Below are 13,160 nucleotides of genomic sequence, written 5' to 3' on the forward strand. Positions count from 1 at the left end.
CGGGAACATACTCTACTCAGTGACCTGAGACACCTTCGCGGGCGGGGGTCGACTTCGGACTGAGACGTGAGTCTCGGCGTGGTCGGCTCAGCCCCGCAGGCCCCGATACGTTACCGTAGGAGAGTGCTTGTCCTCAGTATCAGCAGCCTCAAAGGCGGAGTCGGTAAGACGTCCGTGACGCTCGGTCTAGCTTCGGCGGCCTACAACAGGGGAATTCCGACCTTGGTCGTCGACATGGATCCGCAAGCGGACTCGTCGACGGGGCTCGATGTGCCGACCTCGACGCGCGTCGACATCGCCGACGTCCTCGCTGCCCCGAAGTCCCAGAAGATCCTGTCCGAGGCCATCATCCCCTCGGGGTGGGTCGGTGACAGGCTCGGTCATCTCGATGTGATCTCCGGTTCGCCTCGGGCCGCGGAGTTCGATCGCCCGTCCTTGTCCGAACGCTACCTGCGTCGCCTCGAGGATGCCCTGGCACGGATTGCCAAAGGCTACCGGCTCGTCCTCATCGACTGCCCGCCGAGCCTCAACGGGCTGACCCGGACGGCCTGGACGGCGAGCAACCGGGTTGCCGTCGTCACCGAGCCGAGCCTGTTCTCCGTGGCGGCCGCCGATCGAGCCCTGCGCGCCACGGACGAGCTGCGCCAGCGCGGCGCCAGCGATCTGCAGCCTCTCGGCCTCGTCGTCAACCGCGTTCGGGCCGGTTCGACCGAACACGACTACCGCATCCAAGAGATGCGTGAGATGTTCGGTCCCCTCGTTCTCAACCCGCCGCTGGCCGAACGTGCCGTCATGCAGCAGGCCCAGGGTTCGGCGCGTCCGATCCACTCCTGGCCCGGCAAGCCCGCAGAAGAGGTCGCCGGCTCCTTCGATGCCCTTCTCGAACGAGCACTGCGTTCGGAGAACATCCGGGGACGCCGCGGAGGCGATGCGAAGCCGACCAGGACGGCGTCGGAGAAGAAGTAGCCACTCCCCCAGATCAGAGATCTCAGAAGTGCCGCCCGAGCTTCCGTTCGGGCGGCACTTCTGTATCTGCCAAGCACTCACTTCTGTATCTGCGCAGCACTTCAGGTGACATGCCGCGGCCACACACCGGGCCGGCGGTGAACGACTAAGGCGGCCCATCCTTTCCGGATGGACCGCCTCGGCGAATCAGGTGCAGTGGAGCGCTGCGGAGGTCAGCCGCTCTTACGGGCGCGACGGGCCGCGAGCTCGTCCATCGCTTCGATGGCCGCATCGTCTTCGGGGATGCGCTCGCTCGGCAGCTCTGACAACGTGCCTTCGACTTCGTTCCAGACCCGACCGACGGCGATTCCGAACACGCCCTGTCCTCCCTGGAGGAGGTCGACGACTTCGTCGGGTGAGGTGCATTCGAAGACGCTGGCGCCGTCGGACATCAGCGTGATCTGAGAGAGATCTTCGACGCCGCGGGAACGCAGGTGCTCGACCGCGGTGCGGATCGACTGCAGCCCGACGCCGGTGTCGAGGAGCCGTTTGACGATCTTGAGGACGAGGATGTCGCGGAAGCTGTAGAGCCGCTGGCTGCCGGACCCGGTGGCATTGCGGATCGACGGGGTCACCAGGTCGGTGCGCGCCCAGTAGTCGAGACGACGGTAGCTGATGCCGACGACCTTGCAGACGGTGGGACCGCGGTAGCCGGCCTCTTCGTCGAGAACGGGCAGATCATCATCGAACAGCAGCCCTTGGGCCGCTGACGGCATCGGCGTCATGTCGACGCTTTCGTGACTTGAGCGGTTCACACCGACTCCTCCTTAAAGTCCCTGGGGGAAGCGAAGGTCGCTTGGAAGGACCGAGAACATAGTCATTCTAGCCCTCTTCCCAGCGAACCTACAGTGGGATTCAACAACTCCAAGCTATTCTGCCGGGCCGGTCTGGACAAACACCCCAAGGTAACAATTTCTGCGTGTCGCCGTTATCGCAGTATTCGAACATGTCATCCAGCCGCCATGGGGCCGGAACCGACAGCTCATTCGGCCGCGTCAGAGCGGCCCTCCGGCTGGCTGTCCGGATCGGATGACGTCCGGTCGGAGTCCTTGGCCTTCTTCGGCGAATCGGCCTTTCTGCCGGAGCCGGACTTCTTCGCCGTGTCCTTCGCCGACTCAGCCTTCTTCGGCTTCGCACTCGTCAGCAGCTTGGTCTTGACGGTCGAGGCGTAGGTGTCGACGTATTCCTGGCCCGACAGCCGCATGATCTCGTACATGATCTCGTCGGTCACCGAACGCAGGAGGAAACGGTCGGTGGGCAGGCTCGAGTACTTCGAGAAGTCCATGGGAGTTCCGAAGACGACTCCCACTCGGCGCAGCTTCGGCACGAGGCGACCGGCAGGTTGGAGTTTGTCCGTGCCGATGATCGCCACCGGGATCACCGGTGCTCCCGATTCGAGGACCAGCCGGGCGATTCCGGTCCGGCCCCGGTAGAGCTTGCCGTCAGGTGAGCGCGTTCCCTCCGGGTAGATGCCCAGGGAGTTGCCTTCTCCCAGGACCTTCAGCCCCGATTCGAGTGAGGCCTGGGACCCTGAGCCGCCGCCGCGGTCCATGGGCAGCTGATTGTTGAGTTTGAAGAACCATCGGGTCACAGCCCCTTTGATGCCGCGCCCGGTGAAGTAGTCCTTCTTCGCCAGGTAGACGACGGGCCGCGGTGCGAGCAGCGGGACGAAGATCGAATCCATGAAGTGGTTGTGGTTTCCCGCGATGATCGCTGGGCCGTCCGCCGGAAGATTGTCCAGGCCGCGCACCCATGGACGGAACAGGATCCGCAGGATGGGTCCAGCGAGGACTCGCTTGAGAAACCAGTAGAACACGCGCACCCTTCCATGTACGACCCTTTGTCGTCCTCGGCAATCATATATCGTCACCAACTGTGAAAAGCCATGCCGGGATCATCTCATCCGTGCCATGCTGGTTGCATGGAGATCGATTTCACTGTGCGGTCCGAGCCGAGATCTGCCTACCGCAGTCTCAGTGCCGGATCATCGACCGCGGTCCTCTTTCTGCACGGACTCACCGGTTCTCCCGTGGTCTGGGTGCCGATCGCCCGCGCGCTCGCGGCCGAGGGCATCGATGTCGCTGTGCCCTGCCTGCCCGGGCACGGCACGACATGGCAGGACATGGCTCGCACCGGCTGGTCCGACTGGCTCGGCGCGGCACGCCTGGAGCTGAGTCGGCTGCAGGCCGACCACGAACGCGTGGTCGTCGCCGGTCTGTCAATGGGCGGATCTCTGGCATTGGCCCTGGGCACGGCTGGGGCGGCCCCCGATGAGATCGTCGCCGTCAATCCGGCACTCTACGTCGACTCCCCTTTCGCACCTCTCCTGCCCGTGCTCCGCCACGTGGTCCGCACGATTCCAGCGATCGGCGGGGACATCGCCCACCCCGAACGCGATGAATACGCCTACCATCGGACCCCGCTGGCCCCCTTGGCCTCGTTCCACCGAGCGCTGAAGATTCTCCGCGAGGATCTGTGGAAGATCGAGTCCCCGGTGACCGCGATGATCTCCGGTGAGGACAACGTCGTCGGGCCTCGCACCCTGCGTGTCCTGCGGTCCGATCTGCCGAACCCGGCCCGGATCGTGGCGCTGCGGCAGTCGCGTCACGTGGCGACTCTCGACTTCGATGCCCGAACCATCGCCGAGGCGGTCCTGGCCAAGGCGCGCAGCGGTGCCGCCGAGTCGGCCCCGTCAGACACTGCCGGGGAATAGCCGTGACCGCAGAATTGCTGTGACAGATATGGACGACGAGGGCAGCGCTTCGAATTCCGGCGAAGAGGGCCGGGACGATTGGCGGCAGGACGTTCCCGATCCGGAGCGGATCGGCAATGACCGTTCGCGCATCAGCGATGAAGAGTGGGACGACCTCATCCAGCAGATCTCCGAACCGGCGGCGACGATGGGCGATATGCCCGTCGAGGACGTCCGTGAGGCGCTCGCCGACACCGAGCACTGGCATCCCGAACCTGCCGAGCCGATCGGTTGGCGCACTGCCTCGCCCACGCTCGTGCTCTCTTGGGCTGCGGCCCTCAGCGCGGTGGTGCTCCTGCTCATCGGAGTCGTCTTCTTCCGCCCGCTGCCCGGCTGGTACCTGCTCATCGGCCTCGCCGTCGGAGTCGGCGGAGCCGTGGGCCTGTTCTTCCATCTGCCCTCCCACCGTTCCGTCGATGACGGCGACGGCTCCTCCGTCTGAGCGGCGATGTCCGCATTCGCCCGACGGGACAGTCCGACCCTCCCGTGTCACCTGTGCCTGACACACTGGGCACCATGACCGTCCCATTCGATCGGGCTCCGACCGCCCTGGAGAACACTCAGCTGTCCTTCGACAGCCTCGGCACTGACCTGTCCGCTGTCACCTTCGTCATCGTCGACCTCGAGACCACGGGAACGCGCGCCGGCCAGTCGGAGATCACCGAGATCGGTGCGGTCAAGACCCGCGGAGGTGAGGTCATCGGGGAATTCCAGTCACTGGTCAAACCCGAACAGTCCGTGATCAGCCCGTTCGTCGCCCGGCTCACCGGAATCACCCACGCCATGGTCGACGATGCTCCCTCGATCCGCTCGGTGCTGCCCAGCTTCCTCGAGTTCTCCCTCGGCGCTGTGCTCGTCGCCCACAATGCGCCCTTCGACATCGGATTCCTCCGCTCGGCCTGCGAGAGGCTCGACTACCACTGGCCGGCACCCACGGTGCTCGACACCGTCACCTTGGCCCGCCGCGTCGTCGGACGCGATGAGGTGCGCAACCACAAGCTTGCGACCCTGGCCGCGCATTTCGGCACCGAGGTGGCCCCCGACCACCGTGCGCTCTCCGATGCCCGCGCGACCGGTGAGCTGCTCCATCACCTGTTCGAACGTTTCGGCGGTTACGGAGTGACCACCCTCGAGGAGCTCTCGACCGTCCGGCAGGCGGGGTGGGCCAAGCGGCAGGCGAAATCCCATCTGGCCAAGGGCGTGCCGGCCGAGCCGGGAGTGTATATGTTCCTCGATGGGACCCGCCGCGTGCTCTACATCGGCAAGTCCGGCAATATGGCTCGCCGCGTGCGCGCATACTTCACTGCTTCGGAGAACCGCGGTCGGATGGCCGAGATGATCACGGCAGCGCAGGAGATCAGCTGCCTGCCCTGTGCACACGCCCTTGAGGCCGAGGTCCGAGAGATCAGGCTCATCGGTGAGCTGGCCCCGCCCTACAACAGGCGCTCGAAGAACCCCGAACGGAACTCGTGGATCGTACTCAGCGACGAGCTCTTCGGGCGCTTGTCGGTGGTGCGCGCGAATTCGGCGATCGAACGGTCACCCGCCCCGCCGCTGGGGCCGTTCCGGTCGCGGAAGAGCGCCCAAGCAGTCAAAGAGCTCCTCGACACCCTCTACCCCGTCAAGCGGTGCACGGCGAAAGTCACGCAGCGCAACCTCGGTGAGCATCGGCCCTGTGTGAGTGCTCAGGTCGGCCAATGCGGAGGACCGTGCGCGGGCATCACCGATGCTGCGGCCTATCGAGACAGCATCTCTGAACTCCGCGACCTCCTCGACGGAGATCTGGGGTCTCTGCAGCGCTTGGCCGCCGCACGGATGCGGCGATTGGCCGATGAGTCCCGGTACGAGACGGCAGCAGAGGTCCGTGATGCCATGCGATCAGCTGTGGCAACCGCGTCCCGAGCAGAAGAGGTGGCGGCTCTGCGCGCAGTCCCGGAGCTTGTGGCTGCGGCTCCCGGATTCGACTCGGGATGGGACCTCGCCGTCATCCGCCACGGCAGACTCGCCAACGCCGGTCATGTCACGAGCAGGCAGGGATTGTCGGAGTCCATAGCAGCTCTGCAGTCCACCGCCGAATGGGTGCCCGAGCCGGGACCGCTGCCCCGTGACACCGATTCTCTGCCGGAGGAGACACGCCTGCTTGCAGGCTGGCTGGAGACCGCAGAGCTGCTCTCCGCCTCCGTTCGGGGCGGGGCGGGCTGGTCGCTGCCCCGAAGCGGAGCGACCAGCCACGCACGATCCTCAGGAGCGGTTCGCCTCGGCCAGTCGGTGTGAGACCTCGATGAGCTGATCGAGCTTCGCGGCCCCGCCGCCGTTGTCGATCGTGGCGATGGCAGTGTCGAGTTTGGCGGCGAGACGTTCGGTGAAACTGCCGACCGCCGATTCGTCGGCCGCGACCAGCGCGGCGGCGGCGTTGATGGCGACGATGTCACGGACCGCGGACCGTTCGCCGGCGAGCACGGCACGAGTGATGCCCGCGTTCTCCTCCGGCCCGCCACCGCGCAGATCGTCTTTCGTCGCGCGTGCGATGCCCAGGTCGAGCGCATCGAAGGTCGTGTGTTCGATCTCTCCGTGGCGGACTTCCCAGACATCGTTGACGTCGGTGTTGCTCAGCTCGTCGAGCCCGTCGCGGGAACGGAACACCACGGCCTGGTGACCGCGTTTGGCCAGCGTCCCGACGACGAGCGGTGCCATCTGGGCGTCAGCAACTCCGATCGCGGTGTGACGAGCACGTGCCGGGTTGGTCAGCGGGCCGAGGATGTTGAACGCCGTGGGAACGCTGATCTGACGGCGCACAGCCGCGATGAACTGCATCGAGGGATGGAAGACGTTGGCGAAGCAGAAGGCCAGACCGACCTCGTGTGCGATCTGCCCGGTCTGTTCCGGAGTGATGTCGAATCGGACGCCGAGTGCTTCGAGGACATCGGCAGAGCCCGACGCCGAGGATGTCGCGCGGTTGCCGTGCTTGACCACGCGCTGGCCGGCGGCCGAGATGATCATGGCCGCCGTCGAGGAGATGTTCGCGGTCTTCGCGCGGTCGCCTCCGGTGCCGACGATGTCGACGGAGTCCTCGAGACCGGGCAGGGGCACCGCATGGTCCATCATCGCGGCGACCAGACCGGCGATCTCTTCGACCGTTTCGCCTTTGGTGTGATGTGCGGCAAGGAATGCGGCCATTGTCACATCGGGAGTCTTGCCGGACATGATCTGGTCCATCGCCCAAGCGGCCTGATCCCCCTCGAGGTCCTGTTGGTGCATGAGCGCCATGAGCAGATCGGGCCAGTTCTGCGGGACTGCCTCGACCTCGCTGCGGGCCTCGGACACGTGCGCTGCCGGGGCGGTCAGGGGCTTGGAATCGGTCATCCGTTTGAACTCTCACTAGGCTTTGCCGCCGTCCCGGAACACGGAACGGACCTTACCTGCGGCATCCTATCCTGAGTTCGACACGCTGACAGAAGCAGCTTCCGGATCGAGACTTCGGCACCAAATCGGGCTTTTCGCTACATCGTGTAGAAATTTCTTTCTCGAAACCTGGGTAAAAGATGAAAACTCACCCCGAGACGGGTAATAATGGGGTTGTGTCAACTGCCACTGCATCTCAAACAGCGCCAGCGCATCCGGTTGTCAATCGTCCGAATGTGACCACGGTGGGCTTCATCGTGTTCCTCGCGAGCGACCTGATGTTCTTTGCCGCGCTCTTCGCCATGTACTTCACCATCCGGTCCGTTGTTCCGGAGCTATGGGAAGCGAGGACCCAGATCCTCGACATCCCCTACGCTCTCGGCAACACGTTGATCCTGGTGTCGTCTTCGTTCACCTGCCAGATCGGTGTGTTCGCAGCCGAACGGTTCCGCCCCCGGCGGACCGGTTCCCTGTTCAACATCGCCAAATGGGGAATGGTCGAGTGGTTCTACCTGACCTTCCTCCTCGGCGCGATCTTCGTCTCCGGTCAGGTCATGGAGTACGCGACTCTCGTCAGCGAGGGAATCGCGATCAACTCCGACGGATACGGTTCCGTCTTCTACTTGACGACAGGGTTCCACGGCATTCACGTGACCATCGGGCTCATCTGCTTCCTCCTCGTCATCGGACGTGCCTACGGAGCGAAGAAGTTCGGTCATCACGAGGCCACATTCGCAATCTGCGTGTCCTACTACTGGCACTTCGTCGATGTCGTCTGGATCGGTCTGTTCGGCGTCATCTACCTGCTTCAGTAAACGGCCAGAGATGCTCGGCCCCCAGGACTCACAACACTTCAAGCAAAGGACGATCAAGTGAAGCTTCTAGCAGATCGCCGCAGACATCCCATGGCGCTGGTCGCGCTGCTTCTCGTGGGACTGCTGCTGACCGGCGGAGCCTATGCACTCTTCACGCAGACTTCGAGCGCCAAGGCAGACACAGCCAGCGCCTCTGACATCGAAGAAGGCAAGAAACTCTTCGCGGCCAACTGCGCTACCTGCCACGGACTCAACGCCGAAGGTTCGAAGGCCGGCCCCGGCCTCATCGGTGTCGGCGCCGCTGCTGTCGACTTCCAGGTCGGCACCGGTCGTATGCCGTTGCAGGCCAACGGCCCGCAGGCGCGTGTCAAGGAACCGCAGTTCGATGAAGAGCAGACCGCTCAGCTCTCTGCCTACGTTGCTTCGCTCGGTCCTGGACCGGCAGTTCCCGAAGACGAGTACCTCGATGCGTCGAAGGGCGACCCCGCAGCCGGCGGTGGCCTTTTCCGCACCAACTGCGCCATGTGCCACAACGTGGTCGGCTCCGGTGGTGCACTGACTCGCGGTAAGTATGCGCCGAACCTCGCCGATGTCTCGGAGAAGCACCTCTACGAAGCGATGCAGACCGGACCGCAGAACATGCCGATCTTCAACGACGCGAACCTGACTCCCGACGACAAGCGCGATGTCATCGCCTACGTCAAGGAAGTCTCGGACAACCCCTCCCCCGGCGGATTCAAACTCGGATCCCTGGGGCCAGTGGCAGAGGGTCTGTTCATCTGGTTCTTCGGACTGGCAGCAGTCATCGGTTTGACAGTGTGGCTGTCATCCAGGTCCAAGTGAGTCCGACAGTGTCGTTCACCATCAATTACGAGAATAGACGGGGAATTCAATGACCTCGAAAGAGCACTCCGGCGGCGGCAGCCAGCTCGAGGAGTTGAACGGGTTCACGAACCCAGGCCTGCCCGAGCACACGCCGCGACTGACCGACGCGGATCCGCGTGCTGAGAAGGTCGCCGAGCGACAGGTGGCGGGATGGTTCGTCCTGTCGATGATCGGAACCATCTGGTTCATCGTCGCCTACTTCCTGTTCACCCCCGGTGAGTCGATGCAGAGCATCCGCCTTCACAACATGTTCGTCGGCCTCGGCGCCGCCGTTGCGATGTTCTCCATCGGCTTCGGCGCCGTGCTCTGGGCCAAGAACCTCATGAGCGATCATGAGGGCATCGACGAACGTCACGACATCAACGGCAGCGACGAGGATCAGGCCGTTGCGCTCGAGATCCTCCACCAGGCCAAGGAAGAGTCGGGCATCGCCCGTCGTCCGCTTCTGCGCAACACGCTCATCGCGGCGCTGGCGATCGCTCCCCTGCCCGCGGTCCTCGTCTTCCGCGATCTGGGACCGCTGCCCGGCGACAAACTCTTCAACACGCTGTGGGAGAAGGGCACCCGCCTCATCCGTGACCCGGGCGGCATCCCTTCGATGGATTCCGAACGTCCGATCAAGGCTGACGAAGTCACGATCGGCTCGGCTTACCACGTCCTGCCCTCGGGCATCGGCGACCGTGAAGCCAGCGATCACCCGATCAACGAGAAGGCCAAGGCAGCCGTGCTGCTCATGCGCATCGATCCCAAGGAACTCAAAGAGGATCCGGATCGCAAGGACTGGTCGCACGACGGCATCGTCGCGTACTCGAAGATCTGCACCCACGTCGGCTGCCCGGTCGCTCTGTACGAGCACCAGACCCACCACCTGCTGTGCCCCTGCCACCAGTCGACCTTCGACGTGACTGAGCACTGCAAGGTCATCTTCGGCCCGGCCAAACGACCGCTTCCTCAGCTGCCCATCACCGTGGACAGCGAAGGCTACCTGGTTGCCCAGTCGGACTTCCCTGAGCCTGTCGGACCTACGTTCTGGGAGATCAACCACCCATGAGTACTACACAGCCAACCACCACCATCGGGAAGGCGGCGAACTTCGCCGAAACCCGCGTCGGGGCATCGGCCCTCGTGCGCGAGTTCGGTCGCAAGATCTTCCCTTCGCACTGGTCGTTCATGCTCGGCGAGGTTGCTCTCTACAGCTTCATCATCGTCGTTCTGTCCGGAACGTTCCTCACGTTCTTCTTCCAGCCCGCCATGGGCGAGATGCACTACGAGGGCCCGTGGCTGCCGCTGCGCGGCGTCGAGATCTCCGAGGCCTACAACTCCACCCTGGCGATCTCCCTGGAGATCCGCGGCGGTCTGTTCATCCGTCAGATGCACCACTGGGGCGCGCTGCTGTTCGTTGCCGCTCTGAGCGTGCACATGCTCCGTGTCTTCTTCACCGGTGCATTCCGCCGGCCGCGTGAACTCAACTGGGTCGTCGGTGTCCTGCTGGTCATCATGGGCATGGCTGCCGGATTCACCGGCTACTCGCTGCCCGATGATCTGCTGTCGGGCAACGGTCTGCGGATCATCGACGGCATCCTCAAGTCGCTCCCCCTCGTCGGCACCTACATCTCGTTCTTCCTCTTCGGAGGCGAGTTCCCGGGAATCGACATCGTGGCGCGCCTGTACACCCTGCACATCATGATCGTGCCGGCACTGCTCATCGCGCTCATCGGCATCCACCTGATGTTCGTCGTCGTGCACAAGCACACCCAGTACCCGGGTGCCGGCAACACCGAGAAGAACGTGGTCGGCGAGCCGGTGCTCCCGACGTTCGCGGCCAAGGGCGGAGGATTCTTCTTCCTCATCTTCGGTCTCCTCTCTCTGATCTCGGCACTGTTCACGATCAACCCGATCTGGAACTACGGTCCTTACGACCCGTCGCCGGTGTCTGCCGGTACGCAGCCGGACTGGTACATCGGTTGGGCGGACGGATTCCTGCGCATCGTTCCGGGCTGGTTCGAGTTCTATATCTTCGGATGGCCGATCTCGTTCAACATCAACAGTGCTGTCATCGTCATGGGCGGTCTCTTCGCGGTGATGTTCATCTACCCGTTCTTCGAAGCGTGGCTGATGAAGGACCATCGGGAACACCACATCCTCGATCGCCCGCGCAACAATCCGACTCGTACCGCAATCGGTGTTGCAGGAATCATCTTCTACTGCAACATGTGGGCGGCCGCTTCGGGCGATATCGTCGCGGTGTTCTTCCAGATGTCGCTCAACGATATGATCTATATCTTCCGATTCCTGTTCTTCTTCGGACCGATCATCGGATATATCATCACGAAGCGCATGTGCATCGCACTCCAGCGCAAGGACCGCGAGATCGCATTGCACGGTCGCGAGACCGCACACATCATCCGTCTCCCCCACGGTGAATTCCTCGAACGCCACGAGGCTCTTCCCCCGCACAAGCTGTGGAAGATCACCGCATTCGAGTCGCCGGAGTACATTCCGGCCCAGCCGAATGCCGAGGGCAAGGTGACGGGCATGGAGAAGCTGCGTGCACGTCTGTCGCGATTCTTCTTCGAAGATCGCGTGGCACCGGTGACGAAGCAGGAACTCGAAGCTTCTCACCACAGCCACGACTCGGTCGAGGGTTCGAGCAACAACCAGCTCGGCCACTGACCGGTCAGGTTCACGATAGCCGAGGGGCCCAGCAATTCACATTGCTGGGCCCCTCGGCTCATTCACACTCGCCCGCCAGTCGATCGGCACCGATCGAGTACGAAGCACACATCTCGTCGGCTTCGCCGGCAGCGTGATGCTCCTGCTGACCATATGGCAGGACTTCGCATACACTCTGAAGTGCGAGGTGTCAGGAGGAGCAATGGAGGTGTCAACCAGCAGCGTGGAGAGCGGAAGCACATCGTCTTCGCCGTTGATTCGTGGGAGATACTGGGACTACGTTCGAACCGAAGGTGTTGTACTGCTGGTCAGTTTTGCCGTGCTGGTCCTTGTATCGGCAGTCGGGATGCCTGCCTATGCGACAGTCATGGGCTGGTTCGGAGCGATCTACCTCATGGCCGCAGCGATTGCGCTGTGTGTTCTGGGTTTGGTCGCAGTTCGCTCTCGTCAAAGCGTCAGCGAACTGCTTGCGTTCGGTTGGCTCGCGCTCATAGGAGCGGTCGCTGTGGGGTTTTCAGCGCTCTACGCTTTCACGTTCGGGGCAGCCGGAAGCGATTCCCCGACCACGCTCGTGGTCAGCGTCCAGCTGATCCATTCGTCTCTCTTCTATATTGCTGCATTGATCGTCGGATCCGTATTCCATCTCTGGCGTTCACGAAGAGCGTCGAAGTAGTTGAGGGCCCGTCCTCGGCGATTGACAGACTTTCACGTGGTGCTCCGAGTTCGGAGATTACGGGCAGTTTATCGTCGAGAGTGTGGGTCAGGGATTGTCAGACACGGCGAGTCGCTGCCCGGATAAGCCTCGAAGCCTTCCGCCGATGGAACGACCTTCACCGTCCATCCGAAAGACCTCGACGTGGCCAAGTCCACTTACTCGATGGCTGATCTCACGAGATTCTGCAGACTCAATCACCGCGATCTGAGCTGCGCCGGCCAACACTTCACCGGGCACAATGCCTTTCTGGAATGTCGCCCCAACACCGCTGATGACTGGTGCCGACGGTGTGGTGGCCATGGGACTGGTCGCGATATCGTCATCATCGTCCTCCACCGCCACATCAGTGAAGGAACGGGCCCGGCACTGTTGTTCGACATGGTGAATATTCGGCTTCTTGGGCGCCACTGCGCTCGTCTTTGAGCGCCACCTGTCTTGGGTGTCGACCGGCGTCGTGAGCGCCCCCGAATATTCGACTTCAGCGCCACCTGTTTCTAGGCTCCTTCTACCGCGTGGCCACTCACGCGGTAGAAGGAGCAAAACGAATGGTACGCAAAATTAAAGCGAAGTTGGTGCTTCGCCTCCGATCTGAAGGACTCTCTCGCCGCCAGATTGCCGCTCAGGGCATGTCGAGACATTCCGTCGACGCCGTCATCGCTGCCGCTGACGCCGTGGGGCTGTCCTACGACGAGGCAGCCGGGATGCCGGATGCCGATGTCTACGCTCGATTGTTTCCTGGCCGTGGCCAGCATGAGAGTGTCTACGCCCAACCTGATTGGAGTGAAGTCCACCGCGAACTCGCGCGCGTCGGGGTCACGCTGAAACTATTGCATAGCGAGTACCGTGACGCCTGCGCCACCACAGACTCGCCGGCGATGGGCTATGACCGCTTCTGCAAGACCTACCAGCACCA

12 protein-coding genes and 2 pseudogenes are annotated in these 13,160 nt (G+C 63.2%); 11 read left to right on the forward strand and 3 right to left on the reverse strand.

Annotated features, from left to right (window positions below):
* Nucleotides 1-123 precede the first annotated feature (123 nt).
* On the forward strand, nt 124-966 hold the full coding sequence (locus tag ACPUD7_RS06090; RefSeq protein WP_135540815.1) for a ParA family protein: 843 nt from the start codon (nt 124-126) through the stop codon (nt 964-966).
* 212 nt (nt 967-1,178) lie between these two features.
* Here ACPUD7_RS06090 and ACPUD7_RS06095 read toward each other — a convergent pair whose 3' ends face one another.
* Together ACPUD7_RS06095 and ACPUD7_RS06100 are read right to left on the reverse strand one after the other, a co-directional pair.
* Nucleotides 1,179-1,760, reverse strand: a complete 582-nt coding sequence (locus ACPUD7_RS06095) for a MerR family transcriptional regulator (protein ID WP_135540813.1) — start codon at nt 1,758-1,760, stop codon at nt 1,179-1,181.
* Nucleotides 1,761-1,987: 227 nt separating this feature from the next.
* Nucleotides 1,988-2,821, reverse strand: a complete 834-nt coding sequence (locus ACPUD7_RS06100; RefSeq protein WP_135540812.1) for a lysophospholipid acyltransferase family protein — start codon at nt 2,819-2,821, stop codon at nt 1,988-1,990.
* A gap of 105 nt (nt 2,822-2,926) precedes the next feature.
* Between ACPUD7_RS06100 and ACPUD7_RS06105 the strand changes: the two genes are divergently transcribed.
* The 3 genes from ACPUD7_RS06105 to ACPUD7_RS06115 all read left to right on the forward strand — a co-directional run bounded on the left by ACPUD7_RS06105 (nt 2,927) and on the right by ACPUD7_RS06115 (nt 6,031).
* Nucleotides 2,927-3,718: an alpha/beta hydrolase gene (locus ACPUD7_RS06105; RefSeq protein WP_135540810.1), complete on the forward strand. Its 792-nt coding sequence runs from the start codon at nt 2,927-2,929 to the stop codon at nt 3,716-3,718.
* A gap of 28 nt (nt 3,719-3,746) precedes the next feature.
* Nucleotides 3,747-4,199, forward strand: a complete 453-nt coding sequence (locus ACPUD7_RS06110; protein ID WP_135541117.1) for a hypothetical protein — start codon at nt 3,747-3,749, stop codon at nt 4,197-4,199.
* A gap of 74 nt (nt 4,200-4,273) precedes the next feature.
* Nucleotides 4,274-6,031, forward strand: coding sequence for a DEDD exonuclease domain-containing protein (locus ACPUD7_RS06115; RefSeq protein ID WP_135540808.1), 1,758 nt, complete (start codon nt 4,274-4,276; stop codon nt 6,029-6,031).
* On the opposite strand, the gene trpD is transcribed toward ACPUD7_RS06115, so the two are convergent.
* On the reverse strand, nt 5,999-7,120 hold the full coding sequence (gene trpD / locus ACPUD7_RS06120; RefSeq protein WP_135540806.1) for an anthranilate phosphoribosyltransferase: 1,122 nt from the start codon (nt 7,118-7,120) through the stop codon (nt 5,999-6,001). The two genes, ACPUD7_RS06115 and trpD, sit on opposite strands and share 33 nt — an antisense overlap.
* A gap of 284 nt (nt 7,121-7,404) precedes the next feature.
* On the opposite strand from trpD, the gene ACPUD7_RS06125 reads away from it, so the two are divergent.
* From ACPUD7_RS06125 to ACPUD7_RS06155, 7 genes and pseudogenes are all read left to right on the forward strand, one after another.
* A complete protein-coding gene (locus ACPUD7_RS06125; RefSeq protein WP_135541115.1) occupies nt 7,405-7,974 on the forward strand; it encodes a cytochrome c oxidase subunit 3 in 570 nt (189 codons plus the stop codon).
* Between the two features lie 90 nt (nt 7,975-8,064).
* On the forward strand, nt 8,065-8,817 hold the full coding sequence (locus ACPUD7_RS06130; RefSeq protein WP_425119428.1) for a c-type cytochrome: 753 nt from the start codon (nt 8,065-8,067) through the stop codon (nt 8,815-8,817).
* A gap of 49 nt (nt 8,818-8,866) precedes the next feature.
* Entirely contained in the window at nt 8,867-9,910 is a 1,044-nt protein-coding gene (locus ACPUD7_RS06135; RefSeq protein WP_425119424.1) for a Rieske 2Fe-2S domain-containing protein, read from the forward strand.
* On the forward strand, nt 9,907-11,532 hold the full coding sequence (locus ACPUD7_RS06140; RefSeq protein ID WP_135540800.1) for a cytochrome b: 1,626 nt from the start codon (nt 9,907-9,909) through the stop codon (nt 11,530-11,532). Before ACPUD7_RS06135 ends, ACPUD7_RS06140 begins: the two co-directional genes overlap by 4 nt.
* Before the next feature lie 202 nt (nt 11,533-11,734).
* Nucleotides 11,735-12,205 carry a hypothetical protein gene (locus ACPUD7_RS06145; RefSeq protein WP_425119425.1) on the forward strand — a complete coding sequence of 157 codons (471 nt, stop codon included), beginning with the start codon at nt 11,735-11,737 and terminating at the stop codon, nt 12,203-12,205.
* Nucleotides 12,206-12,409: 204 nt separating this feature from the next.
* Nucleotides 12,410-12,571 (forward strand): annotated as a pseudogene (locus tag ACPUD7_RS06150) (ISL3 family transposase); the annotation flags it as partial.
* 221 nt (nt 12,572-12,792) lie between these two features.
* Nucleotides 12,793-13,160 (forward strand): annotated as a pseudogene (locus tag ACPUD7_RS06155) (IS21 family transposase); the annotation flags it as partial.

Source organism: Brevibacterium sp. FAM 24630, assembly GCF_049804075.1.
Lineage (GTDB): Bacteria > Actinomycetota > Actinomycetes > Actinomycetales > Brevibacteriaceae > Brevibacterium.

Excerpts from the sequence above, each read along its gene's own strand:
- ACPUD7_RS06105 (WP_135540810.1), top strand. The coding sequence starts at position 2,927 with ATGGAGATCGATTTCACTGTGCGGTCCGAGCCGAGATCTGCCTACCGC.
- ACPUD7_RS06110 (WP_135541117.1), top strand. The coding sequence starts at position 3,747 with ATGGACGACGAGGGCAGCGCTTCGAATTCCGGCGAAGAGGGCCGGGAC.
- ACPUD7_RS06115 (WP_135540808.1), top strand. The coding sequence starts at position 4,274 with ATGACCGTCCCATTCGATCGGGCTCCGACCGCCCTGGAGAACACTCAG.
- trpD (WP_135540806.1), bottom strand. The coding sequence starts at position 7,120 with ATGACCGATTCCAAGCCCCTGACCGCCCCGGCAGCGCACGTGTCCGAG.
- ACPUD7_RS06130 (WP_425119428.1), top strand. The coding sequence starts at position 8,065 with ATGGCGCTGGTCGCGCTGCTTCTCGTGGGACTGCTGCTGACCGGCGGA.
- ACPUD7_RS06135 (WP_425119424.1), top strand. The coding sequence starts at position 8,867 with ATGACCTCGAAAGAGCACTCCGGCGGCGGCAGCCAGCTCGAGGAGTTG.
- ACPUD7_RS06140 (WP_135540800.1), top strand. The coding sequence starts at position 9,907 with ATGAGTACTACACAGCCAACCACCACCATCGGGAAGGCGGCGAACTTC.
- ACPUD7_RS06145 (WP_425119425.1), top strand. The coding sequence starts at position 11,735 with ATGGAGGTGTCAACCAGCAGCGTGGAGAGCGGAAGCACATCGTCTTCG.